17 protein-coding genes are annotated in these 25196 nt (G+C 46.2%); 12 read left to right on the top strand and 5 right to left on the bottom strand.

The window, feature by feature from the left end:
* The first annotated feature begins 42 nt into the window (after positions 1–42).
* Complete coding sequence (locus FSB84_RS24685; RefSeq protein ID WP_130540518.1) at positions 43–2355, top strand: ABC transporter permease subunit; 2313 nt, start codon at positions 43–45, stop codon at positions 2353–2355.
* A gap of 94 nt (positions 2356–2449) precedes the next feature.
* Here FSB84_RS24685 and FSB84_RS24680 read toward each other — a convergent pair whose 3' ends face one another.
* From FSB84_RS24680 to FSB84_RS24660, 5 genes are all read right to left on the bottom strand, one after another.
* Positions 2450–3799, bottom strand: a complete 1350-nt coding sequence (locus tag FSB84_RS24680; protein ID WP_130540517.1) for an alkaline phosphatase family protein — start codon at positions 3797–3799, stop codon at positions 2450–2452.
* Between the two features lie 8 nt (positions 3800–3807).
* The gene (locus FSB84_RS24675) at positions 3808–5226 is read right to left on the bottom strand and encodes a tetratricopeptide repeat protein (protein ID WP_130540516.1); all 1419 of its coding nucleotides are present in this window, start codon (positions 5224–5226) and stop codon (positions 3808–3810) included.
* Between the two features lie 30 nt (positions 5227–5256).
* The gene (locus tag FSB84_RS24670; RefSeq protein ID WP_207234221.1) at positions 5257–8193 is read right to left on the bottom strand and encodes a TonB-dependent receptor domain-containing protein; all 2937 of its coding nucleotides are present in this window, start codon (positions 8191–8193) and stop codon (positions 5257–5259) included.
* Positions 8194–8286: 93 nt separating this feature from the next.
* A complete protein-coding gene (locus FSB84_RS24665; protein WP_130540514.1) occupies positions 8287–9348 on the bottom strand; it encodes a FecR family protein in 1062 nt (353 codons plus the stop codon).
* A 55-nt stretch (positions 9349–9403) separates the two neighbouring features.
* On the bottom strand, positions 9404–9943 hold the full coding sequence (locus FSB84_RS24660; RefSeq protein WP_130540513.1) for an RNA polymerase sigma factor: 540 nt from the start codon (positions 9941–9943) through the stop codon (positions 9404–9406).
* A gap of 124 nt (positions 9944–10067) precedes the next feature.
* Here FSB84_RS24660 and FSB84_RS24655 point away from each other — a divergent pair, with 124 nt between their 5' ends.
* The 11 genes from FSB84_RS24655 to FSB84_RS24605 all read left to right on the top strand — a co-directional run bounded on the left by FSB84_RS24655 (position 10068) and on the right by FSB84_RS24605 (position 25186).
* Positions 10068–10667, top strand: a complete 600-nt coding sequence (locus FSB84_RS24655) for a hypothetical protein (protein ID WP_130540512.1) — start codon at positions 10068–10070, stop codon at positions 10665–10667.
* Between the two features lie 47 nt (positions 10668–10714).
* Entirely contained in the window at positions 10715–11167 is a 453-nt protein-coding gene (locus FSB84_RS24650; protein WP_130540511.1) for a DUF6438 domain-containing protein, read from the top strand.
* Between the two features lie 150 nt (positions 11168–11317).
* Positions 11318–11902, top strand: a complete 585-nt coding sequence (locus FSB84_RS24645; protein ID WP_130540510.1) for an RNA polymerase sigma factor — start codon at positions 11318–11320, stop codon at positions 11900–11902.
* Positions 11903–11960: 58 nt separating this feature from the next.
* Positions 11961–13184: a FecR family protein gene (locus tag FSB84_RS24640; RefSeq protein WP_130540509.1), complete on the top strand. Its 1224-nt coding sequence runs from the start codon at positions 11961–11963 to the stop codon at positions 13182–13184.
* A 253-nt stretch (positions 13185–13437) separates the two neighbouring features.
* A complete protein-coding gene (locus FSB84_RS24635; protein WP_158644105.1) occupies positions 13438–16824 on the top strand; it encodes a SusC/RagA family TonB-linked outer membrane protein in 3387 nt (1128 codons plus the stop codon).
* Positions 16825–16834: 10 nt separating this feature from the next.
* Positions 16835–18298, top strand: a complete 1464-nt coding sequence (locus tag FSB84_RS24630; RefSeq protein ID WP_130540507.1) for a RagB/SusD family nutrient uptake outer membrane protein — start codon at positions 16835–16837, stop codon at positions 18296–18298.
* Positions 18299–18416: 118 nt separating this feature from the next.
* Positions 18417–19142 (top strand): hypothetical protein, encoded by a 726-nt coding sequence (locus FSB84_RS24625; protein WP_147122353.1) that lies wholly within the window; start codon positions 18417–18419, stop codon positions 19140–19142.
* Between the two features lie 34 nt (positions 19143–19176).
* The gene (locus FSB84_RS24620) at positions 19177–20097 is read left to right on the top strand and encodes an ABC transporter ATP-binding protein (protein WP_130540505.1); all 921 of its coding nucleotides are present in this window, start codon (positions 19177–19179) and stop codon (positions 20095–20097) included.
* An 11-nt stretch (positions 20098–20108) separates the two neighbouring features.
* Positions 20109–22424: an ABC transporter permease subunit gene (locus FSB84_RS24615; RefSeq protein WP_158644104.1), complete on the top strand. Its 2316-nt coding sequence runs from the start codon at positions 20109–20111 to the stop codon at positions 22422–22424.
* Positions 22425–22452: 28 nt separating this feature from the next.
* Positions 22453–23742, top strand: coding sequence for a MutS-related protein (locus FSB84_RS24610; RefSeq protein ID WP_130540503.1), 1290 nt, complete (start codon positions 22453–22455; stop codon positions 23740–23742).
* A 127-nt stretch (positions 23743–23869) separates the two neighbouring features.
* The gene (locus FSB84_RS24605; RefSeq protein WP_130540502.1) at positions 23870–25186 is read left to right on the top strand and encodes a MutS-related protein; all 1317 of its coding nucleotides are present in this window, start codon (positions 23870–23872) and stop codon (positions 25184–25186) included.
* Positions 25187–25196: the final 10 nt, after the last annotated feature.

Genomic DNA, 25196 nt, shown 5'->3' with positions numbered 1-25196 from the left:
CAACCGACCAACTTTTTCAATCATTCGTAATCTAAGTTCGCCATGAAAATAATTTGTAAGATAGCCAGAGCTGAATTCAGGACCTTGTTCTATTCACCGGTAGCCTGGATCGTACTGGTGGTATTTTTCGTGATCACCGGTATTCAATTTCTTAATCCACTGATGGATTTTGCAAGGGTGCAGGAGCTGCAGATCGCCAATAACCCCGGCTGGCTTGGATTTGACGGCCCCCTTACGTTTAACTTATTCAATAGCTCCATCGGTAAAATGCTGGAATATCTTTACCTGTTCATACCCCTGCTCACAATGGGTACCATCAACAGGGAAGTAAATGCCGGTACCATGAAGCTGCTGAGCTCTTCTCCCGTCAGCATCCGTGAAATTGTGCTCGGCAAGTTTGTTGGACTCACTGCCCTCAACCTGGCATTGCTGTCAGCCATTGCTTTGTTATTGTTTACAGGATACTTCAGTATACAGCATGCGGAATTCAAATGGTACTGTTCAATGTTACTGGGCTTTTTCTGTTTGTCCAGTACTTATATGGCCATCGGGCTTTTCATCTCCTGTATCACCAATTATCAGATCGTGGCTGGTATCGCAACCTTTATTGCATTTTTCCTGATCAACCTGGTGGGAGGGATCTTGCAGGAATATGATTTCATACGGGACATTACCTGGTTCCTCTCACTGGCCGGCAGAACCGAAAATCTGATCCTTGGACTGATCACCACAAGGGATATCTTTTATTTTATCCTGGTGGTTGTTTTGTTCCTTGGGCTGGCTATGATCAATCTGAAAAGTAAACAGGAATCGAAAAAATGGACCGTTTCATTTTCCAGGTATTTCATGTTGATTGCAGTTATTCTGATCACCGGGTATTTCAGCTCCAGGCCTGGTTATGTGGGGTATTACGATGTAACGACGAACAAATTGAACACCATCGATACCGCCATGCAATCTGTGCTCAAAGAACTGGATGGTTCCCCGCTCACCGTTACACTGTATACTAACCTGTTGAACAGAGGTGCAAGAGACGGGTTGCCTGTAGCGAGAAATGAATACATCTGGGGGTTCTGGGACAGGTTTCTTCGATTTTACCCCAATATCCAATTGAAATACGAATACTACTACGATATCAAGCCAGGTGACAGCACCTTGTATAAATCCAGCCCGAAAAAGAATATCCACCAGATCGCCGCCCAATTTGCCAGGCTGTTCAAGGTTGATACCGCCGGGTTCAGAAAGCCCGGAGAGATCAACAAGATCACGGATATGGGGAGGGAAGATATGTGGCGACTGCTGATGGAGCTGGAATATAAAGGGAGGAAATCATTTTTGAGGACCTTCGATTCACCGCTATGGCCAGAGCAATCCAATGTTGCAGCCAGTATCCGGGAAATATCGAAAAATAATATTCCCAGGGTGCTGTTCACTACCGGACATTATGAACGCAGTCCATGGAGAAACGGAGAAAGGGAATTTGGGGGTCATACCAATGTGCAGGCAAACCGGTTATCCATGATCAACAGAGGTCTGAATGCAGATACTCTTTCCTTACTGCATCGGGAAATCCCTGTTGGAACAGACCTGCTGGTAATTGCTGATCCAAAATCAGAACTGACGCCGTTGGAACTTGCCAGGGTACAGCAGCATATCGAAAAAGGCGGTAACCTGTTGTTTTATGCAGAGCCGGGAAAGCAATATGTACTTAACTCCATGCTGCATACAATAGGTGTCCAACTTGAAAACGGAAGATTGGTGATGCCCCGTTTGCACCAGGCTTCTGATTTTTTCATTGGAGCGATCAATGAGACCGGCCGTTATATGGCAAGGGAAAAGGCGTTGCAAATAGCACAGCGGGTGGGGAAAGATCTTGCCAAAGGAGGATTTGCCGGGGCTTGTCATATCAGTTTCAAAGATACGCTGGGCTTCAAAGCGGAACCGATCATCCCACTACCCGGCAAGCAGATCTGGGTGGAGAATGGATTGTATGTGCCGGATTCTGCAAAACCTGTTTTTGATCCCGGGGCAGGTGATTGGCAAAGATCTGAATACATACTGGGCGTTAGACTCACCAGGAAGATTAACAATAAAGAACAACGGATCGTGGTGTTGAGCGATGCAGATTTTATGTCGCCGAATTATGGCAACGGATCCGATATAGCATTGGGCATCTATAGCTGGCTCGTGTATAACAAATATCCCGTTTATGAAACGGTCATAGAACATGCGGACATCCGTGTTGCTATCGGGAAAACAAATGCGAAAATCCTCTGGTATGTTTACATCTATGGTATTCCGGCGTTGATCCTGGTTGTTGGATCGGTGATCCTTATCCGGAGAAAAAGAAAATAGTTCTCAGTCCGTTAAGTATAGCCTTGAATTGTAAAACAAATGTGGCGCCCCGGATCAGGAGGCGCCACGCTGTTTTAATACAGGGCCGGAGTTATCATTTCTTCTTCTGTTCCATCATTCCCGGGTATACGATACCGGTAGCTGACTTCAGTTCAATGCCTAACAGGTAGGCCACGGTAGGCGCCACATCGGTCAAACTCATTACCGGGATCACACCGCCTTTCCTGATACCGGCTCCGCTGGCTACAAAACCGGTCTGGATCTCTGCGAAATCAGGATAATATCCATGTGTTCCTCCTTTGCCGGTGCGGAACTCTTCGCCTGTTGCAGCGCTGTTGAAAGTGATGCCCTGCACGGCAGCCAGCGCCAGCACAGCTTCCGGATCGCAGCCGGATTTCACCAGCTCTGGTTTTTCGATGATGCGGAATTGCTTTTTATAGCCTTCCGGCAGCTCTTCCAGCATTTGACGCACTTGTTGGAGTGTGGCTTTATCGTTCGGGTTTTTCAATCGAAGGAAGGCTGCGCCTCCGGTGGGGATGAACCAGGCTTTCCAGTCGTCTTTTCCTTTTCCCGTGAGTCCTTTTTTAGCCAGCCATACATTGGGGGCGAAACTGGAATGTGTGTCCACAAATCCATGATCTCCGGATACGATAATGGCAGTACTGTCTTTGATCCCTGCTTTCTGTAATGCATCGATGATAATACCGATGGCATTGTCTGCACCGGAAATAGTCCTGCGGAGTAATTCGCTTTCGCGGCCTTCCGCGTGTTGAGCACCATCTGTGCACGGCAGGTGGATGGTTAGCAGGTTGGGCTTGTAAGTGCGGATGATATAACCTGCGATGCGCGCGAGGTTCTGGTCCATACTTGGAGAGCTCAGGTTATAATCATTGATCTGCATTTTGCCTGTAGCGTTTTCCACTACTTCTTCAAAAAGACCTTTGGGCGTTGCGTACTGTGCAGTAGCGCCTCTTCGGTCGGATGCATTTTGTTTGTCCCAGATCTCAGGGATATTGTAATCGATGGGAGCGCCAACGGAAACCGGCCAGGAAACTGATGCTGACTTCATCCCGGCTTTTCTCACTGCTTCCCAGATTGTCTCGGATTGGATCTGTTTGGTCTCTGTATACCATTGTCCGCCTTCACTACCGGGATCGGGCATGGTATTGTACAGAATTCCATGTTTGGAAGGTGTAACACCTGTAACGAGTGTTGTGTGTGAAGGGTAGGTAACGGTGGGGAACACACCGTTTACGCCCTGGGCATAAACACCGGCTTTGGCCATTTGCTGAAGGTATGGAGTGGCCCAGGATGGGTCTTTGTAAAAGTCCGAACGAAACCCATCGATACTTACTAGAATAACATATTTGGCTTTTTGCTGCGCCACAACGCTGGAGTAAAATGCAGAGGAAGCTACCAGCAGGGCGATGATCTTATTGCGCATGTTTCAGATTAATTTAAAAATGGAAAAATCTCTTTGGCTGATTTGTTTTGCACCAGCACTTTGTTCATATCGTATCTCATGGTAACTGTTCCTGTTCCGGCTTCCACGGTGAAATCGTCCATGCCGCGATTGAGGGGAATGAAGGAGGGAAGCTGTTTTTTGATATGTTCATCCTTTACATGCGGGTTGTTCAGTTGTTCCGTTTGTGATACAGGGAATTTGATACCAAGATCAGCCATACGACGACCTTCACTCATGAAGATCTCCTGGCGTAGGCGGTACAGGATATACATCATATCATCCTGTGTGGCGGCTGCATCGAGATCGGCATCCGTTACTTTGGTTCCGGATACTGTATAAGCGTTCACTTTTCCTGTTGTACGATTCAATACATAACCATCCCTGGGTGAATCGTTCTCATCGAATTTCACTTTCACGGCAGTGAGGGGGTAGTCTTTACGATTGCCGCCATTGCGGGTTTCCTTGCTGTCGTCAACAGCGGTGATAGTGCGGAGGCTCACTACTTCACTAATCATGTTCTTCATGGTCTGACGGGCAGCCGGAAAATCATTGGCAGCGATCTGTGATTCTGCAATGATCAGGTAAGCCTCTTCACCCTTGGCGATGGCGATAGGTTTCTGTTCAGCAGCTGCAACACCGGTATTGAAATATTTGGGATCGAGGAAATCCAGGCGGGGCAGGGGTGCAAAGCGGTTGGGCTGCGCCACGAATGTACCTGTTTGCATTTCATTGGTAACACCGTTGTTCTGCCCGTCATACTGTACCTGTAAGAGTACATTCTTTTGCGCCAGTACCTGCGTTGCCAGGTTGCTGGCATTGGTGGCATCTCCCAGACGGTAATAAGTGCGTGCTTTCAGTAAGGTATAAGCGATCTTTTTAGTGGCGTCCGGCTCATTGGCAATGGCATCATCCCAGAGGGTGAGTGCTTTTTGCAGGAGTTGTTCTGAGCTCAGCACTTCGCCATGCGCGCTGATGGGCAATGCCACGAACATTTCACCACTTAACAGATATGAATAAGCCAGTGCAAAATACATGATGGCCTTATCCTGTGCTGTGGCAGCGGGATCAACGGGAACCACCTTGCCCAGGCCATACACCGCCATTTCACGAAGGCGTTGCACTTCCACCTGCGAAGTGTTCACGTCCACATCGAAATAATCGATTTGTGGAATATCGAACACTTTACTGTTCTGAGTATAGTTGTTGAAATAATTATCAGAGATGAGCTCTGCATTCACTACTACTGCATTGGTGGTAGTGGCCAGCTGGCGCTTGATGCCGCTTGCCCAGGTTTTGGCGGCATTGGGCTCGTTCAGGAATTTGTCTTCGGTAAGATAGGGGTTCTTCACACAGGACGGCAGGGCCATTGAGGCCGCCATTCCGAAAAACAGGAAATATCGTTTCATAATAATTTGATTTGTGTTGAATGGATCAGCTTAGAAATTGAAGCGTACAGTTCCGATGAATTGACGGGGTGCTGAATAGGTGGCATAAGAAATACCGCCTGTTGTGGCCCCGCCCTGACCCTGTGCAGATCCGCTGATGGTTGCTTCCGGATCGAAAGAAGAGGAAGCGAAATTGAGCGGGTTCACGGCAGACAGGCCGATGGTCAGTCCTTTGATCACACTATTCTTTGAAGCCGATTTGATATTGTACAACAGACCAATGGTCCTTACCTTGATGAAGTCTGTTTTTTCAATGAACATATTGGTGAAATTGAGCCAGTTCAAACGGCCGTTCTTGTCCACTTCTGCCTGTGCGATCTTGCCATTGTCTGCTCCATAATTGTAACGGAATTGCGCATCCCAGTTATTTGCGACTGCCCCTGACTGGTAGTCCGCATTGGCGAAGAGAGTGAATTGTTTGTATTGTATATTGATCCCCATGCTACCGAAGAGATCAGGAATAGTAGTGCCCAGGTATTCCTGTGGTGTGAAAGATTCCAGTGTGCCGTCCTTGCCGAACACACCATAGTTGCCGCGGATATAGCCTACAGGAAATCCTTCCTGCACCACGGTTTGAATAGTGCGTGCACTGAATCCGTTGATATTGAAAGGAGCCCTTCCGCCGGAACTGAGCACACGGTTGTACAATGTGTTCACGGAGAAATTCACGCTGGCCGTGAAATCTTTTGTTTTCACAGGAACCACCACTGTATTGAATTCCCAGCCACGGTTAAGGATCTTGCCCACATTGTAATATTGTGGATCGAACTGACCGGTAGAGGGAGCAGGGGGAACGATGAACAGAGCATCGTTGGTGATAGAGCGATAGAAACCTGCAGAGAAACGGATACGATCATTAAGGAATGCGAGATCGATGCCCACTTCGCTTGTTTGTGTTTTTTCTGGTTTCAGATCAGGATTGCCGGGTTTGCCGAAGTAAGCAACCTGTTCACCGAGAAAGCCGCCGGAATTGATCGTCCTTTGATTGGACCAGGGCTGAGGAAGATTTCCGGCAATACCGAAACTAGCTCTCAGTCTTGCTGAAGAAAGAATATGCTGTAATGGTTCAAACCATTTTTCTTCACTCAGCAAATAACTGATCCCTGCTTTGGGATAATATTGAATGCCGATATTATCGCCGAATGCCGGATTACCATCACCACGGATTCCGAGATCCAGGAAGAGTTTATTCTTGTAACCGATATTTTCCTGGATATAGATGCCATAGTTGACGAGCTCGCCATAGAAATCGGTGGCATTCCTGATAGCGGCCGTGGAGATGAAGCGCATGCCGTCGCGGAGATTGGTACCGGAGTAGCTTACCTGCTGATCATCCGTGCGGAAGAATTGTCCGCCTGCAGTGGTCACCAGTGAGAGATCACCGAGGTTCACAGTATACTGCGCATTTGCCTCCAGCGTGATGCCCATGTATTTGCGTTCGCTGTTGGTGATGGAACCCTGGTCAACAGAGGGTTTGCCGGTAGTGTGTGCAATATAGGCGTTGGTGGATACCGCCTGGTCTCTCAGCACACGATAATCGATACCGCCCGCGGCTTTCACCACCAGGTTCTTGAAAGGTGTGTATTTGAAAGATTGTGAAGTGGTGAACCGGTTCACGCGGATCTGATCGTCCTGCAGTCTTTCTGCCTGGTCAACATAATCCTTCATCACCTGGAAGGCAGAATCTGTGAGCTGGTCCAGCTTGTTATTGAACTTTGGGCCAGTGATAGCGCTGGCGCCACTTTCAGCGAACCAGAGGCCGGTATATCCACCCTGGTTCCCGTTGCGGTTCCTTTTGTATTGATTGTTCACGAACATGAACGAGCTTTCATACATCACTTTCTTTCCTAACGGTGCCCTGAAACCGCTGCTGAAATCGATCTTGCGATTGCGGTTCTGGTTGTGCAGCATCACGCCGCTGCTGTTGAGAAAGTTCCCGGAAAAACTGTAGCCGAACTTATCGCTGCCACCGTTGATGGCCATATGATATTTCTGGTACAGGCCGGTTTCGAAGAGCAGGTCTTTGGTGCGATCGAAAAAAAGAAAATCATTTGTTGATTTTTCCACTCCGATCTGTGCTTCTGCAGTGATGCTGGTGCCTGTTCTGCTTCCTTTTTTGGTGAAGATCTGGATAACGCCGTTGGCTGCATCGGAACCGTACAAAGTAGTGGCGGCGCCGCCGTTGATGTATTCCACTCTTTCAATATTGTCCATGGGAATATCTGCAATGGAGCTGATGGCTGCTCCCTGTGTGCTGCCGCCGCCAACAGTGGCTGCAGTGTTGAGGTTATCCATGCGCACACCATCCACATAGATGATGGGAGTTGAGTTCACCATTGCGGAAGACACGCCCCTGGCGCGGATGATGCTGGTGGCGCCTGATTGACCGCCTGTGAGCCTGATCTGCGCATTAGGCAGTTTTGATTGCAGCAATTGATCGAACCTGCCGGAAGGGATATTTTCCAGCTCCGATGATTTGATAGTGGTTACATTGGAGCTCAGTCTTCTTTTGCTGATATCGGCACCCTGACCTGTTACCACTACTTCATCCAATTGGTTGCTCTTTTGTGTGAGCCTGATAAGCAGTGAATTCTTTTCGCCTGATCTCTTTACTGTGTAAGCTTTGTAGGCGTTGGCTTCGTATCCTACAAATGAAAAACTGAAATCATATTTATTGCCGGGAATAAGGGATTTGAAAACGAAGATGCCTTTGTCGTTGGTCTGCGCTGTATACTTTTCTTTTTCATTACCCGCAACGCGACGGGCTTCCACTGTAACGCCAGCCAGGAGATCGCCTTTGTCTGACATCACTGTGCCGGTAACTTCCACGCTTTGCTGGCCGAAGCCCTGTAGCGTCATCAGCAGGAGCAGGCAGCACGATGCCAGCCACTGAAGTTGTTTTTTGAAGTGTAGAGCCTGAACTTTCATAACTACATATTTTAATTGAACGGTTAAGCAATAGGGTGCCTGTTGCATGCCGCAACTGCGGATGCTTTATGTAAAAAGCGAAATGGATAATGCTTATTGGTTGGGGGCTTTCTCTATGGAGTAGCCGCCTGGAACGGTTGTTAGTAACAGATCGTTCATTTGGGCAATCGCCTGTAAGATCACAGGTAAGGAATCTTTATAGAATATGGTTCCGGTAAAGCCAAGGCCGCTGAGGTCTCCGGCTTTGTACGTTATAGATGTATGATGAGTTTTCGACAGTCTGGTAAGTAATTCCTCCAATGGTGTATTATCGAATACCATTTTTTCAGTGGATTCAGGTATCGGCGTGATTATCCTTGTTTCTGTTTTCCTGGTTTCCTCTTTTCCGGAAACATTCACCAGGCTGGATCCTGCATCGTAATTTATTTGCTGGCCGGGGAGGAGATAAACATCGTTCTTCCATCCCGGTAGTGATTTTTTTGTGGCTCGCACTACTACTTTTCCTGTGAGCAATTGCACGCGTACAGTTGCTGCTTTGGTGGTGATCCTGAAAGAAGTGCCCAGTGCGGTGGTAGACAGGTTACCAGTGTATACTGTGAAGGGCCGTGATTTGTCTTTTGCAACTTCGAAGAGTGCTTCACCTTCCAGGAACAGATTCCTTTTTGTGGAATCGAATGCTGGTTTGAATTTCAGTGAAGCCGACGGGGCCAGCAATACGGTAGAGCCGTCCGGTAATTGTAATTTTTGCTTATTGCCTGAATTGTTCTGGTGTTGTTGCCAGGGTTCCTGTGGTGTATTCCTGTATGTTGTTTTTTCCACTTTCGCCACCTGACTGGAAATGTTTGTGTTTTTCTTTTCAGGCAGATAAAGCCAAATAGATAATGCTGCAATGATCACTGCAGCTGCGGAAGCAGCCCAGGGCATCAATTTAATCACTACCGGTTTTTTAGGAATATTGTTTTCGATATTCCGGTACATGTCCTCTGCAAAGTAATTGTTCAACGGTCCTTCTTTGGTAGCCTGCATCCAGTCTGGGTAAAACCAATCATTCAAAATTTCAGGGTGCTCCGTCAGATACTGGTGCACTTGTTTTGCTTCTTCAGCATCACAACGGTTGTTCAGGAATTTTTCAATAATGGTTTTGTCGATTGGCATGTAACAAGGTTGAAACTAAATACGTGTGAAGGAAAAAGAATCCCTGCCGGTAACATTAAGATAATATCAGCAGCACAATGATGCTCCAGATAGTGGTGATCATGGCGCGGATAAAGCGCATCGCTTTCCAGAGATGATCTTCCACAGTTTTGACAGACACGGAGAGTTTGCCGGCAATCTCCTGGTTGGAGAAACCATGCATCATTTTCAGAACGAAAACTTTTTTCCGGATGGGAGGGAGCTTGTCCATAGCCAGCCGGAAATAATTACTGGCTTCTATCTGAAGTGAAGTAGATACAGTTGTATCCGGTAAATCGAACTCTTCCACTGAGCTGAAGTATTTCTTATTGGTGGCCAGTTTTCTCAGGTGATCTATCCACACGCTATTGGCCATGGTGAAGAGTTGTACCTCCAGCGGATGCTGTTCTGAGAGGGTATTGCGATGCTGCCACAGCCTGATAAAGAGTTGTTGTGTAAGTTCCGTGGCCGTTTCATGTACAGCGGCGCGTTTCAGGAAATAACGGAAAATCCTGGCGTGGAATTGATCGTACACTGAACGGAACGAGCCTGCATCTATTGTCCTGAGATCATTCATTGCTACCTGATAGATGATGGAATGGGTGTATCGTCGTTTCGGGCTGCAAGTTGGGAATAATATGAACGGAAATAAATTATCTATTTGTTAAGAGGATTGGTAATGATACATTAACTTGGACAGTATGGAAGAAAACAATAAAAAGAACAAGACCTACCTCAATAAGAATTTTGAAGATTATACGGAAGAAGAAGCAGCAGAATTCATGAAAGATTTTGAAGCAGCCATGCAGGAAGTGATAAACGATAAATGGACAGAAGAGAAGATCAACAGGCTTTCCGATGAAGAGCTGGTGAGGGAAATGTACGAGGAGTTCACGGATGTCAGGTATTCAACAGATGAAAGGCAGATTGAACGCGATGTGAGAAAATGGAATCCTTATCTCCGCGCTGCCTGGGCTGCTTCGGAAACCACGTACAATATCTTACATGGTAGTTGGAATAATTTGTTTGATGTGCACAAGGAGGACCTGGATATCCTTCCGGAAAGTCTGAGAATGGCCGGTATGGATGAGCTGGCTAACATAGTTGAATCTGCAGAAGAACCATACAGAAAATTAAGAGCTGCCGAAGAAGAACAAAAAACGGATAAAGAAAACGAGAAAATATTGAATGATTATTATGCGCTGGTGGAAAAGAATTACGGCTGGCCTGCTGTAGCTACACCCATCGCCAAATTCATCCGGGCAAATGCCAGGCATTTCGCGGGTTTCCCATTCTCTTAAGGTTTATGTAATCGGATCAGTGATTGCATCTTATAAAAAAAGATAGCATGAAACTATTCAATCTGATCGCTCTCTTGCTTTTATTGGGAAGTTGTGCGTTAAAGAAACCGGAAGAAAAGAACAATATTCAGAAAGTGCAGTTCAGCGCAGGCGCCTGTTTCGGTACCTGTCCCATTTTCGATATGGTAATCCAGGAAAACGGGAATGCGGAATTTGATGCAAAGAACTTTAACGATGTAGAAGGAAAATTCAAAACTGTGATACAGCAACCTCAATTGGATAGTCTGTTCAAGCTGATCAATCAGGCAAAGATCACATCCTTGAAAGATCACTACGATGCGGAGATCACCTGCCAGCCAACCTATGACCTGGTGGTTGTTTTCAAGGATGGTAAAACAAAACATATTTCTGATTATGGTCCCAGTGGTCCGGATGAACTGGGTAAAATTTATTCCTTGCTGTTCTCATTGAGGGAAACGCAGGACTGGCAGAAGCAGTAGTCACTTTTTTGATATTGGCTGCAAACAATATTCGTGGTGTATATTATATAAAACCCGTAATATTGTTTGCAGCTTTTCATTTTTCCAACCTTTCCTGTACATTTTTCCATTTATTTATTGTTCCCAATTTAAAGGCAATCCCGAACTGCTTTGAGCCAGACCCTATATACGCCCCATCAACTTTTCCTTCAGATCGCAGAAGGGGATGAAGCTGCGTTCACATTGCTGCTGGACAAATACTGGAACCTGATCTACAGTCAGTCCATGGCTTATTTGAAAGACAGGTTCAAGGCCCAGGACATCGTTCAGGAAGTGTTCCTCGCCATCTGGAAGAGTCGTCATAAGCTGCCGGAAGTGGAAAGTCCGGAAGACTATCTCTTTATCATCGCCCGCAACAAGATCTTCAACGAGGTCAGGAAAAAAGTAGCAGAGCCCATCACGGATAATATCGAGCAATACTATGCTGAGCAACAGTTGCGCCCCGACCGGCAGTTCGATCACAGCGAGATCAACACCCTGCTGCAGGATGCCATCTCCCAACTACCGCCGCAGCGCAGGCGTATCTTTGAAATGAGCCGTAATGAAGGACTGACCTACGAAGCCATCGCCAGCCAGCTCGGGATCAGCCGGGAAACCGTGAAAGTCCAAATGGTGAAAGCCCTCTCTTTCCTCCGCCAATATATCCGCACGCATATTCCACTTTATCTTTTTTTGAAATTTTTTTTCAACGAGTAACCCTGTCGGGCCAGTTATGGTACTTTAATAACAGGGGCGCTCATACCGCTCAATTACCATGTTAGCAGATCAACTCAAAATACTGATAGAACGTTTCCTGGATGAAAGCATCACGGCAGCTGAGAAAGCCCAGTTGGCTTCAATGCTGGAGGAGGATGCCCATGCAGATGCTTTCAAAAACATCCTCTCCGATGAATTGAAGCAACGTCGCTTTGAACTGGAACCCGATGAGGAAACCGGCCGGTTGATCCGCAACCAGGTACTGCTTCAAATACATTCATCAGAAGAAGAAAATACACAGGCACCAGTCCGCAACATACGCAGAAATAGGCTCTGGTATTGGGCTGCCGCCAGCGCACTGGTACTGATCACAAGTGGTATAGTACTGTTTTCTATTCAGGAAAAAGCGAATCCTGTTATTGAAACTGTGAAGTCCGTTGATATTCCCGCAGGTAGGGAAGGAGCGATCCTTACATTGGCAGACGGTTCCCAACTGGTGCTGGACTCCCTCCGCAACGGAAAGATTGCAGAACAGAACGGCAGCGATATCCATCTTTCCAATGGCGCCATGACCTATGAACCCAAAGAAGATCTCGATTCAAAGGTCACTTTCAATACTATGACCACTCCCAAGGGCAGGCAGTTCCAGTTCACTTTACCCGATGGCACCAAAGTATGGTTGAATGCCGCCAGCTCCTTAAAATATCCTACTGCTTTTACCGGAAAACAGCGTGCTGTACAGCTTACCGGCGAAGCTTATTTTGAGGTGGCCGCTGATATGCGCAAACCATTCATCGTTACTGCCAATCAAAAAGCGGAAGTGGAAGTGCTCGGCACTGAGTTCAACATCAATTCCTACGACAATGAAATTGATATCAAAGCCACGCTGGTGAATGGTATGGTGAAAGTGAAAAATATTTCAACAGCAGTTCCGGCATCAGTCAATAAGGAAATGTTGTTGAAGCCGGGTCAGCAGGCAATTGTGATACCTGCACCGGCTGGTAACTACCCTGCTATCACCATTGACCAGAGTGCTGATATCGAAAAGATCACTGCCTGGAAAAAGGGATTGTTCAATTTCGAGGGTTCGTCACTGGTAGAAGTGATGAAAGAACTGGAGAGATGGTATGATATCGAAGTGAGCTATGAAGGAAGTCCGCCTGCCATCAGGTTTTATGGAAAAATGGGCAAGGATCTGTCTTTGAAAGACCTGCTGGACGCGCTGGATATGTCGAAAGTTAAGTTTGTGATCGAAGGAAAGAAACTGATCGTAAAAAAATAATTGCTCATCAAAAATCTACGCCTATCGGTTAATCGAAACTCTGATTAGACAATGATCATAAAAAACCGGAAGTGTTCGTACCACTCCCGGATGCCGTTCAGTTGATCATAATTTGAATTGCGTTCATACTATTCTCAAACCAAACTTACCCAAAGGTATGCTAAATACTGCTTTTGAGTTCAACAATCATTTGCCACCTCCGTCAGGAAAAAGGAGGGGCAACTTGTACAGAACTATCACCAAAACTTTAGTCATGAAATTGGCTATTTTCCTGCTCACCGCCGCAATTTTCCAGGCCCATGGAAATACTTTCGCACAGAAAGTGACCCTGAGCGGCAAGGAGATCACGCTGAAACAGGTGTTTGCCGCAATAGAAAAGCAAACAGACTATGTGGTCTTCTCCAATGAAAGTTTTCTCTCCGGATCGCATAAGGTATCGGTGACGGTGCATGAGGTCAGCGTGGAGGAATTGCTCAATCTTGTATTGAAAGATCAGCCGATACAATACAGTATCCGGAACAAGACCATCATACTTTCGCAGAAGGTCATCGTTCCAAAATCCATTACAGAATTCCTGCGTGGCGAGCCGCCGCCGATTGTGATCAATGGAGTGATCAGGGCAGTGGAAGGAGAATTCCTGGCAGGTGTGTCTGTGCGGGTCAAAGGCAGCTCCAATGGGGTTACTACTGATGGGAAGGGAATATTCCAGATAAAAAGCAGTGCAGAGAATTTTGTTTTGCAGATAAGTATGATCGGGTATGAAACCTCCGAGATCACTATCAAAAAAGTGGAAAACGATTACCAGGTGAAATCATCCAGTGCCGGTTTCACGGCAGATACAAAAACACCAGGACAGATCATATTATCCCTTAACCTGAAAAAATCTGTGAGCCAGCTGGATGAAATGCAGGTGACTGCTTATGGCAAAACTTCCAGGAGAATGGCCATTAGTAATATTGGTTCCATCAAGGGAGAGGATATAGAAAAAATGCCGGTAATGACTGCCACGGAAGCCATGATCGGAAGAGTACCTGGTCTTAGCATACAACGGATGTCGGGAAACAGTTCCGCTCCTGTTCGGGTAGTGATACGCGGTAGAAACTCCCTGAACCGTAATACCGATCCGCTGTATGTAGTGGATGGCATTCCATTGGTATATCTCAACGCATCCACCACTACGGGCTCTATTGGTATTTCTACCGGGCCGGTGCAGGCAGGCCAGACCAATTCTGTAGGCGAAAACCCATTGTTTAGTATCAACCCGAGGGATATCGAACGTATAGATGTATTGAAAGATGCGGATGGTATTGCTATTTATGGATCCAGGGGAGCCAATGGCGTTATTCTGATCACCACCAAAAAAGCCAAAGCCGGACCAACCCGATTGAGCATCGATGTACAACGCGGGATCAAATTCAACCAGAGATATCCACAGCTTCCGGACACAAAGGAATACCTGGCCGTACGCAGGGAAGCTTTCAGGAATGATGGAATATTGCCCGATATTTATAACGCACCAGACCTGATGCTATGGGATACTACAAAATATACAGACTGGCGTCGCGAGCTGGTGGGTATAGGCAATACAACTACTGTGAATGCCAGCGTATCTGGTGGGATGTCGCAAACCAATTACAGGCTATCCGGCTCGTATGCCAGCGAGCAGGAAATACTGAACCTCGATGGTAAAAATCAGCGGACTACTTTTGCTTCATCCATCGGACATGCCAGTGTTGATCAGAAATTCAGACTGAATGCTGGCACCAATTTGTCTTTTTCTGATATCAAGGTTTATGGAATGGGGGCATTACCTGGATCACTGCCACCCAATGCGCCCGATATTTATAATGAAAAAGGGGAATTCAATTTTGAACCTTACAGGGATCAATACCAAAGCGTATTTCCGTTCAGTCCACTGAAACGTCCCTCTGTCAGCAAAACAACAATTTTTGCTGCAAATATTGCTCTCCAGTATGAGGTCACCAAAGAGCTGATTGTTTCCACGACAATTGGTTATAATTACTCCAATAATGAAAACAATACCATCGTACCTGCTGCTTCATTGGATCCCGCTTTCAGGGTTGTTTCCAGCGCCAACTACGGATCAACCGTCAATAAAGGCTGGCAGGTAGAGCCCCAGCTTCAATACAAAAAGCTTATCGGAAAAGGCGATCTGTCTGTGCAAGTGATCGGTAACCTGAATAATGTGGTAACGAACAGCCGCCTCACATTTGCACAGATGTTTCCCAACGACGCCCTGATGAAATCTGCTACCAATGCGAGGCTTGTGATGTCTCAGGATGCGTTTAAGCAATACCGGTATATATCAGGTTCCGCGCTCATCAACTATTCCTGGGACGGAAAATATATAATCAAACTGAGTGGCAGAAGGGACGGTTCATCCAGGTTCGGACCAGGCAAGCAGTTCGGCAATTTCGGATCTCTGGGCCTGGGCTGGAATATTTCAGAAGAAAAATGGATGAAAAGGATCATGCCCTCCTGGTTCAACTATTTGAAACTGTCAGGAAATACCGGTATTGTTGGAGGTGACGTCTATTCAGATTATGAATATTTGTCGCACTGGGGAAATTCTTTTCTTTCCGGTTCCAGCTATCTGCTGCCGAATTATAATGGAACAATGGCTTTCCATGTTCAAAGACCACTGAACCAGGATTACAGATGGGAAGGGTCCAGGCGTTCAGATATCATGTTGAGCATGGGTTTTCTAAAAGATAAGATTACGTTTACCATCAACGCATATAAAAACCTCTCAAAGAATAAGATCACTAATCTGGACCAACCATTGTATACTGGTTTTGCACAGGTGCTAGGGAATTCACTGGCAGCTGTTCAAAACAAAGGAGTTGAAATTACCCTGGGTGTGAAGCTGGTTAACAAGGAGGATTGGCATGTTTCTCTGGATTTCAATGTGAGTACCAACAAAAATACCCTGGCAGATTATCCGGGTCTGGAAAGTTCACCAGACAAAGGGTTATATAAAGTAGGCGCATCAATGGATGCACGTTATCTCCTTAAATATACGGGGATCGATCCGTTGACAGGCTCATTCACTTTCGAGGATGCTAACAAGGATGGAAGAGTAACAACAGGACAGGGATTCCCTCTATCTGCACTGGACGACAGGCGTATCCTGATCGATATGAATGATAAATACTATGGTGGTTTGGTAGTCAACGCGGGGTACAAAAGAATTTCGTTGAGCACCAACTTCTCTTTCACCAATAAATATCGTCCCAATCCTTTGTTCCAGGGATTACCGGGTGAGCAGATAAATTTTATTCTGCCGGAGGAGGTCAAAAACAATCACTGGCAAAAGCCCGGCGATATAGTGAAATTCCCCAGGTATACCACCAGGGTGACTGAGCTCGGACCCTTTCAGAACTCTGACGGGTATTATGTAAAAGTGAAATACCTCCGCATGGTAAGCCTGAACCTGGCTTATTCCCTGCCGGAAAAATGGCTCAGTAAAACAGGTATCAAATCTGCCGGCTTTGCAATCGGCACAGGGAACATTTTTACACTTTCTTCATTCAAAGGTTTTGATCCGGATGTGGATGGCGTAACCAATACAATTCCCATCTCAAGGGTGATCACCACCAGTTTAAGACTCTCCTTCTAAATCTGATAGTATGCTTAAGAAAAAATTTTATCTCATATATGCTGCTGCCATCCTGATTTGCATTACGGGATGTAAAAAACTACTTGAAATAGCTCCTCCTATCAATACAGTTACTACAGGAGAATTGTTTTCGGATAGCAAACAGGCCGAATGGGCAGTAGCCGGTCTTTATTCCAAAATGATACATGGGCTAAATCTTGACTTAATGAACATTGGCAGTTCTGCTTTTGCGGCCGGGTTGAGCACCATTTCGGGGGGACTGTCTTCGGATGAATACAGGGTAGTTACTTCCAGCAACATCGAAGATCTGGCAACCAATAACAATAAGCTAACGCTTGCGATCATGGGAAAATCGAAAGCGATCTGGGTAACTGCCTATAAACTGGTTTACGATGCAAATGCAGTGCTGGAAGGTCTTTCCGGGAACAGTGCTTCCAATATTCCGGACAGTATCCGCAATCAATTGAGAGGGGAAACCCTTGTATTGCGTGCCTTCGCTTATTTTTATCTCGTCAATTTCTTTGGCGATCTTCCACTGGCGCTTACCACGGATTTCAATAAAACAAACCGGCTTTCACGTTCGCCTGTTCCCAAAGTATTTGAGCAGATCAAGGCTGATCTCATAACGGCAAAGCCTATGCTGGCCGCTGATCTTTCAGTAGGAAAAGGTGAGAAGGTGAGAGTGAACAGGTGGGTTGCCGAAGCATTGCTGGCCCGTGTGTATCTCTACACTGGAGAATACGATAAGGCCATTGCAAGTGCTACGGAAGTGATCGGCCAAACTGCTTTATTCTCCATCGAATTCAATATTGATAATGTTTTTCTGAAGGAAAGTCCCGAAGCTATTTTTCAGCTTAAACCTGCTTCGGAAAACCTAAATATCGGCAATCGCATCCCTGAGGCTGTCGAATACAACATCCCACCAGGGGTTCCGGATCCAACCTGGATACCGCGTTATTCGCTGACCAATGAATTGATGAATGCTTTTGAAACAGGTGATAAAAGAAAAAGTTCCTGGACTGTTCAGAAACTCAGCTGGCATATGCCGTGGAAATACAAAAACGGAGGCTTTGGGGCAGGGGCGCAAACGGAATACTATACCGTGATACGACTGGCAGAAATGTACCTGGTACGTGCAGAAGCCGCTGTGCTGCTGTCTCCCGGGGGAAAAGACAATGCCATTTCAGATCTGAATGTTTTGAGAGGAAGGGCAGATCTGGACAATCTCGATCAGTCCCTTACGGCAGAACAGGTTAAGGAGGCGATTGCGCAGGAGAGAAGGGTAGAGCTGTTCGGCGAATGGGCGCACCGCTGGTTCGATCTGAAAAGGACCGGGAAAGCAGGAGCTGTTCTAGCAGCAATGGCGAACAAACAACCCTGGTGGGGAGATTATCAGTTATTGTATCCCATACCCACGGATGAGATCAAGGTTAATGCCTTCCTGGTACAGAATCCTGAATACAATAGCAGGTAGTACTGAATTAATACATGTAAAAGAGAACACTCAATAAAAATATTTTATGGTCAGTTCATTTTCATACCGGTGCTGCAATCACCGGATCAGGATATCCATGACAGTTATACTGCTCGGAATGTTAATGCTCGCTGCCTGCAGTAAAGAAGAGCCCTTTGTTGGCAGCCCATCCACTGTTCAGCTTTTTAATGCGCTGGACAATGGTACGGAACTGTACGCTGATCTGTCCGGTAACAGGCCGCTGCAATTTAAAACAGCGCTCATGATCAACAATAAGCAGTACTATGATGTAAGAACCAATTCCATCTCTACCAAACAGCCTCTGCAGCCGTTGGATCTCTGGAGCACGTCCGATACGTCAACACATGACTCACCTCTGATCAGGGCCAACCTGGAGCTGGAAGAAAAGAGCTTCTACTCCATGTTCATTTTCGGCAATAAAACAGCCGCTGAGTTCCTCCTGCATAAAGACGAAATCCCAGCATTGAAAGCAAATGACAGTGTAACCTTTATTCGTTTCGCCAATTTTGGCAATGCCCAGCCCATCAGTGTGAACCTTAAAGGTGAACCTGCCGGCTCATTCATGCAGAGCCTGCCATACAAAGGCATTGGTGAGTTTACGGAAATGAATGCCAGAACGGCTGTTGGTCAGTATGAATTCGAGATCAGGGACCAGGCCTCTGAAGAACTGCTTGCTGTATTTATTGCAGATAATTTCGGCTATGTTAATGGTAGTGTTGTGATCAACAAATGGTATAACAAGTCCAATACACTCGTGCTTACAGGCCATTACAACGGTACAGGACCCAATGAACAAAAAGTCTACCTGATGAATCACAGATAAGGTACTACAGCCTTATTCTTCAATAGTAAAACATATGAGTACAGTATTAAAAGTGGAAAACCTTTCCCACAGGTATTCCAGTGCCTGGGCTATCCGTGATATTAATTTCGAGATCAGTCAACCCGGTGTGATCGGACTGCTCGGCTCCAATGGAGCCGGCAAGTCTACCACTATGAATATCATCTGCGGAGTGCTGAATCAGACAGAAGGGAATGTAATCATCAACGGCATCAATAAAAGCAAGGATCCCAGGCTGGCAAAAAAGCAACTGGGCTTTCTTCCCCAAACGCCGCCGGTGTACAGCGATTTCACCGTTCAGGAATTTCTCACCTATGCAGCCGATCTGCGATTCATAGAAACTGGAAAAGTGAAAAAAGCTGTGGCGGAAGTGATGGACAGAACTGGCATCACACATTTCAGCTCGAGGCTGATCAGGAACCTCAGTGGTGGCTATCGTCAGCGTGTAGGCATTGCACAGGCCATCATCCATAAACCCGGTATAGTAGTGTTGGACGAGCCCACCAATGGGCTCGATCCCAACCAGATCATCGAAGCCAGAAAACTGATCAGGGAAATTGCAGTGGATCATACCATTCTGTTGAGCTCACATGTACTTTCAGAGATCAACCTGCTTTGCCGGGATATCATCATGATAGAAGGGGGGCGAATGGTGTTCTCTGATTCCATGGAGAGTTTCAACAATTACCTGCAGCCTACTACTATATTGGTGCGGATGGAAAATCCTCCATCTGAATCCGAGCTCAGCAAAATTCCAGGCGTTACCAAAGTGCAGTTCATCACAGACAGACAATGCCGGATCTGGTTTGCAGAAAACAAACCCGTGAATGAATCCATCATTGCGGCCAGTATACAGCATAACTGGAAACTGCAGGAGATCAGTTTGGAAAAATCTGTCTTAGATGATGTGTTCAAACAATTATCCAGGCAATCATAATGCGCTTACTAATGAAAATAATCTTTAAGATAGCCAGGGCAGAGCTGAGGAATTTGTTCTATTCACCTATTGCCTGGCTGGTATTGATCCTTTTTTATATCATCGGGGCTGTGCTGCTCACGGCGCCGGTTGAACGAATGACAAGCATGCAGGAAGTGATGCTGGAAGAGCAGGAAAACTGGATCGGCTTTGCAGGTGGTATTTCAGCAAATTATGTGCTCCCGTTGTTGCAGCAGTTCGCGAAATATATTTATATGCTGGTGCCATTGCTTACCATGGGAGTGATCAACCGGGAGGTGAATACAGGCACTATCAAATTACTGTATTCCTCACCTGTATCCACCAGCGAGATCGTATTGGGCAAATACCTGGGCATTGTTTTCTTCAATATCCTGGTATTGCTTGTTTTTTCCATCATCATGGTGGCTTCGTATTTCAATATCGAACATGCAGAAACCGGTTGGTATATGGCAGGGCTATTGGCATTGTTCCTGATACTGAATGCATTTTCTGCCATCGGACTATTTGTGTCGGCCCTTACCAGTTACCAGGTGGTGGCTGCAGTGCTTACATTCGCCCTGCTGTTTGTGCTGTCCAATATCAATGCTCTCTGGCAGCAATACGATCTTATCCGCGATCTTACCCTGGCGCTTTCCATGCAGGGAAGGGCAGAGCTGATGTTGGGCGGTTTGATCACCAGTCGTGATGTGATCTACTTCCTTTTGATCGTTCTGCTCTTTGTGGGATTCACGCTGATCAAATTGAAAAGTACACAGGAATCAAAAAAATGGACAGCCATTTTTACCAGGTATACAGGATTGTTCCTGCTGGTTTGTATCCTTGGTTACTTCAGTTCAAGACCGGGTTATATTGCTTATGCAGATCTTACGAAAACAAAAAGGAATACGCTGCATCCCGCTACCCAGGCTGTTTTGAAAGAACTGGACGGATCGCCGCTGACAGTTACGCTGTATACCAACCTGCTGGGCAGGAGCGGAACTTATGGGCTGCCGCAAAGCCGCAACAATTATATCTGGGGTTTCTGGGAGCCATACATTCGATTCTATCCAAACATTCATTTCAAATATGAATACTACTATGGATTGAAAGAAAGCGACAGTAGTTATTACCGGAAATATCCAGGCAAAACACTCGAAGAAATTGCAGTGATCCAGGCGGAAATTCTGGGTATCCGGTCTTCCATATTCAAAAAAAAGCAGGAGATAGATCAATTGACCGATCTGTCGAAAGAAGACCTGGGCCTGCTCATGGAGCTTGAATATAAAGGGAAGAAAACATTTTTGCGAACCTATACGCCGCCAGACGTTTGGCCAACACAGGAAAATGTTTCAGGAAGTATCAAAAGGCTTTCAAGGAGTAGTGATGTGCGGATAGGTTTTCTGTCGGGCCACTTTGAACGCAGCCCCTTCAAACATGCAAGAAGAGATTATCAAAATCATGCCATTAGTAAATCAGAGCCCATATCCCTTATCAACAATGGTGTTGATTGCGATACTTTCTCTCTTCAGCAATCAGGGATTCCTGCAAATGTGAACCTGCTGGTGATTGCCGATCCAAGATCGGAGTATAGCCAGGAAGAAAAGAACAGGATCAATCAATATATCGATGAAGGCCGCAATGCAATCATCTTGAGTGAGCCCGGCAAGCAGTTCATTCTTCAACCCATATTATCAAAGCTCGGAGTACATGTAAACAATGGCATCATCGTTCATCCCAATGAACATGAAATGCCGCATTTATCTGTGAACAAACTCACCAGGGCCGGTAATTTTCTGGCTAAAGAAAGGCTCATGCAGTATTTCCAGGACTATGGCATCATGGGAGGACAGGTGTGGAATGAGGGAGCAGGTCATATCAGCTTTGCAGATACCAATGGATTTACCATCGAGCCTGTGATTGTACAGCAAGGCAATGAAAATACCTGGATCGAAAATGGAGTACTGGTAGTGGATTCTGCAGCGCCGGTTTTCTCAGCCGCCGAAGGCGATGTTCGGAAGACTGAATATGTAGTGGCTGTAAAGCTCACCAGGAAGATCAATAACCGGGAGCAACGGATCATTGTGGCGAGTGACGCGGATTTCATGACCTTCGAAAGACTCAGTAAGTACAGGCTCAATCTCGCGTTATATAGCTGGGGATTGAACAATCGATATCCCGCCTATGCCAATTACCCGCTTGCGGTTGACAGGTTCTTTACACTCAGTAACCGGGGAGCGCAGATTCAGTTGGATGTGCTGGTATACCTGGTGCCGGCAGGACTCATACTTCTGGCCGTGATCGTACTGGTGCGCAGGAAAAGAAAATAGAAAACGATAATCAGTAAAAATATACAAGATGTTCCTCCAGACGGATGATCAAACCATCGAAGATCTCAGACTGTTTGCCAAAAGGGAGCGAAGCGGCATTTACGATATTTACAATAATACGTCTACCCGTGGTGGTGAGTCCCTGCTGGAAAAGATGTTCCGGAATCCATTGTCAGACAAAGAAGCCATCAGCAAACGGGCAGCCATCATCGAAGCATTTGCCCGGCAGCAAACGAAGTTCCCCTTTGAACCGGCATTGTTGGACAATGTTGAGAAATACATTACGCAGCAAAACGATAATAACGAAGGCCGTCAATCTTCCCTGGGTGAAAAAGAGATCAGCAATGGTGTAAGCGCTTTTATTTCACTTTTCCATGCTGTACAAATATTCCTGGAAAAAGGAGCTATTGTTCAGGTACAGGAATTACTGGAAGAGAGAAAGAGAATGATAGAGCTCTTGAAACTGCCCGCATTGGAGCCGGTATTGAAGGAGAAGCCTGGTACAAAGATCTCTTATGCGGCTGTTACAGCTTTCGATATCCTGATCCGGATCAGGGAAAGAGGTCAGGTGATCAGCATCCTGCAATTCATCTACGAGATGGACGTGTTTATCTCTGTTGCCACCGTTGCTACAAAAAGACAGTTCATTTTTCCTGTTGTACATCCGCAGAGTTCCAATACACTGAAACTGGAAGGCGTGTACCATCCTGAGTTGAAAAGCCCTGTTCCAAATAGCCTGAGCATGAATGCGGCTACATCCATTGTTTTCCTTACCGGGGCCAATATGGCGGGTAAATCCACTTTCCTCAGGGCATTCAGTATTGCTGTATATGTGGCCCATATGGGGTTTCCCGTGGCGGCAAAGTCAATGGAGTTTTCGGTTATGGATGGGATTTACACTACAATCAATCTGCCGGATAATCTTGGTATCGGGGCCAGTCATTTTTACGCAGAAGTTCTGCGCGTGAAGCAGGTAGCATCGGAACTGGGCGCCGGCAAATCCATTTTTGTTGTTTTTGACGAACTATTCAGGGGCACGAATGTGAAAGATGCGCATGAAGGAACAGTGGCTGTAACACATGCTTTTGCCAGGAAGAAGAACAGCCTTTTCCTGATCTCTTCCCATATCGTGGAAGCCGGTGATGAGCTTAAACAGAAACCCAATATCGGATTTCACTACCTGCCTACACGAATGAACGGCGCTATTCCCGAATATACCTATACGTTGGAGAAGGGGATAACCGATGACCGTCATGGCATGATCATCATTCGCAATGAAGGAATCCTTGAGACATTGAAAAAAGGAAAGAAAGAATAAACACAGCGTGCGGGCAGTCGCTCGCCTCCCGGCGAGTGACTTCTATTCTGTCGCCTCCGGCGACACTGTGTTCGCCGGAGGCGAACAAACAAAAGTCACCGGCCACACTCAAATAAAATTTAAAAGTATGAGTTTTAGTATAGACAGGCAATCCCAGGATGAGCTGAACCTGATGGGGAAATTTCGCCAGGGATCTGTATACTTTCTTTTCAACCAGGTGAAGACCCGTGGTGGTGAACAACTGCTGGAACAGTATTTCAAACATCCTTTGATGGATGATGTAGCGCTCAATCAACGCACTGCCATCTTTCGCTTCTTTCAGGAAGGGAAATACCAATTCCCTTTCGATCCGCAGCAGGTACTGCTGATGCAGGAATACACCGATGCGGCAGCGGAATCCGGGCAATTACGCAGCTTTGCCAATATCCTGATGAAGAAAACCCTGGCATCCCTCACCCGTGATCATCGGTACAAGGCATTGATACAGGGGCTGCAGGCTACTATCGTAACACTTCAGAAATGTTATGCATTTGCTCTGACACTCCAACAGACAAATGGGCCTTTCAACGCTCGCGTTGATCAGGTATTGAAAATACTCGGCGAAAGTCAGATAGCGGAACTGCTCAACACCAATATCTACTCGTCCATCTCTGTAAAGACCATTGCCGCTTACGACCATCTCCTCAAAAGCCGGTTCTATGAACAAATAAAAGATGTATTGTTTTTTATCAGTGAACTGGATCTGAACATTGCCGTTAGTAGTGTAGCAGCCGCCAGGAATTTTACTTACGCTGAAGCCCTGCCCAAAAAACTGAACAGACTGCATGCCATCGATCTGAAACATCCCTGTATTGAAAAGGCAATCGGGAATGATATTGAAATGCAGGAGCAAAGCAACGTGATCTTCCTCACCGGCGCCAATATGGCCGGTAAATCCACCTGGATGAAGAGTATCGGCATTGGTATGTACCTCGCGCATATCGGTTTTCCCGTAGCAGCAAAATCCATGGAGTTCTCTGTGCGGGAAGGGATTTATTCCAGTATCAATGTGGCGGATAATATTGCATTAGGTTATAGTCATTTCTATGCGGAAGTGGTGCGGGTGAAGAATGCGGCTGATGCTACTGCTACCGGCAAACACCTGCTGCTGATGTTCGACGAATTGTTCAAAGGCACCAACGTAAAAGATGCCTACGATGGCACACTGGCTGTAACCGAAGCCTTTTCGGAATATGTGAACTGTCTATTCATTGTATCAACACATATCATTGAAGTGGGAGATGCGCTGAAGCAGCGGAAGAATATTCAATTCGAATACATGCCTACGGTTCTCGAAGCTGGTATCCCTAAATATACTTACCGTCTAAAGGATGGTATCACGGAAGACAGACAGGGTATGATGATCATCAGGAATGAAGGCATTCTTGAAATGATCGGTAACTAAAAAAATAAAA

It is taken from the genome of Pseudobacter ginsenosidimutans, from assembly GCF_007970185.1.
Taxonomy (GTDB): Bacteria; Bacteroidota; Bacteroidia; order Chitinophagales; family Chitinophagaceae; genus Pseudobacter; species Pseudobacter ginsenosidimutans.
This window is presented reverse-complemented; position numbering and strand designations above follow the sequence as displayed.

What these genes read in the sequence shown, in the direction of transcription:
- FSB84_RS24685 (WP_130540518.1), top strand. Translation starts at nt 43, where the DNA reads ATGAAAATAATTTGTAAGATAGCCAGAGCTGAATTCAGGACCTTGTTC.
- FSB84_RS24680 (WP_130540517.1), bottom strand. Translation starts at nt 3,799, where the DNA reads ATGCGCAATAAGATCATCGCCCTGCTGGTAGCTTCCTCTGCATTTTAC.
- FSB84_RS24675 (WP_130540516.1), bottom strand. Translation starts at nt 5,226, where the DNA reads ATGAAACGATATTTCCTGTTTTTCGGAATGGCGGCCTCAATGGCCCTG.
- FSB84_RS24670 (WP_207234221.1), bottom strand. Translation starts at nt 8,193, where the DNA reads ATGAAAGTTCAGGCTCTACACTTCAAAAAACAACTTCAGTGGCTGGCA.
- FSB84_RS24665 (WP_130540514.1), bottom strand. Translation starts at nt 9,348, where the DNA reads ATGCCAATCGACAAAACCATTATTGAAAAATTCCTGAACAACCGTTGT.
- FSB84_RS24660 (WP_130540513.1), bottom strand. Translation starts at nt 9,943, where the DNA reads ATGAATGATCTCAGGACAATAGATGCAGGCTCGTTCCGTTCAGTGTAC.
- FSB84_RS24655 (WP_130540512.1), top strand. Translation starts at nt 10,068, where the DNA reads ATGGAAGAAAACAATAAAAAGAACAAGACCTACCTCAATAAGAATTTT.
- FSB84_RS24650 (WP_130540511.1), top strand. Translation starts at nt 10,715, where the DNA reads ATGAAACTATTCAATCTGATCGCTCTCTTGCTTTTATTGGGAAGTTGT.
- FSB84_RS24640 (WP_130540509.1), top strand. Translation starts at nt 11,961, where the DNA reads ATGTTAGCAGATCAACTCAAAATACTGATAGAACGTTTCCTGGATGAA.
- FSB84_RS24635 (WP_158644105.1), top strand. Translation starts at nt 13,438, where the DNA reads ATGAAATTGGCTATTTTCCTGCTCACCGCCGCAATTTTCCAGGCCCAT.
- FSB84_RS24630 (WP_130540507.1), top strand. Translation starts at nt 16,835, where the DNA reads ATGCTTAAGAAAAAATTTTATCTCATATATGCTGCTGCCATCCTGATT.
- FSB84_RS24625 (WP_147122353.1), top strand. Translation starts at nt 18,417, where the DNA reads ATGTTAATGCTCGCTGCCTGCAGTAAAGAAGAGCCCTTTGTTGGCAGC.
- FSB84_RS24620 (WP_130540505.1), top strand. Translation starts at nt 19,177, where the DNA reads ATGAGTACAGTATTAAAAGTGGAAAACCTTTCCCACAGGTATTCCAGT.
- FSB84_RS24615 (WP_158644104.1), top strand. Translation starts at nt 20,109, where the DNA reads ATGAAAATAATCTTTAAGATAGCCAGGGCAGAGCTGAGGAATTTGTTC.
- FSB84_RS24610 (WP_130540503.1), top strand. Translation starts at nt 22,453, where the DNA reads ATGTTCCTCCAGACGGATGATCAAACCATCGAAGATCTCAGACTGTTT.
- FSB84_RS24605 (WP_130540502.1), top strand. Translation starts at nt 23,870, where the DNA reads ATGAGTTTTAGTATAGACAGGCAATCCCAGGATGAGCTGAACCTGATG.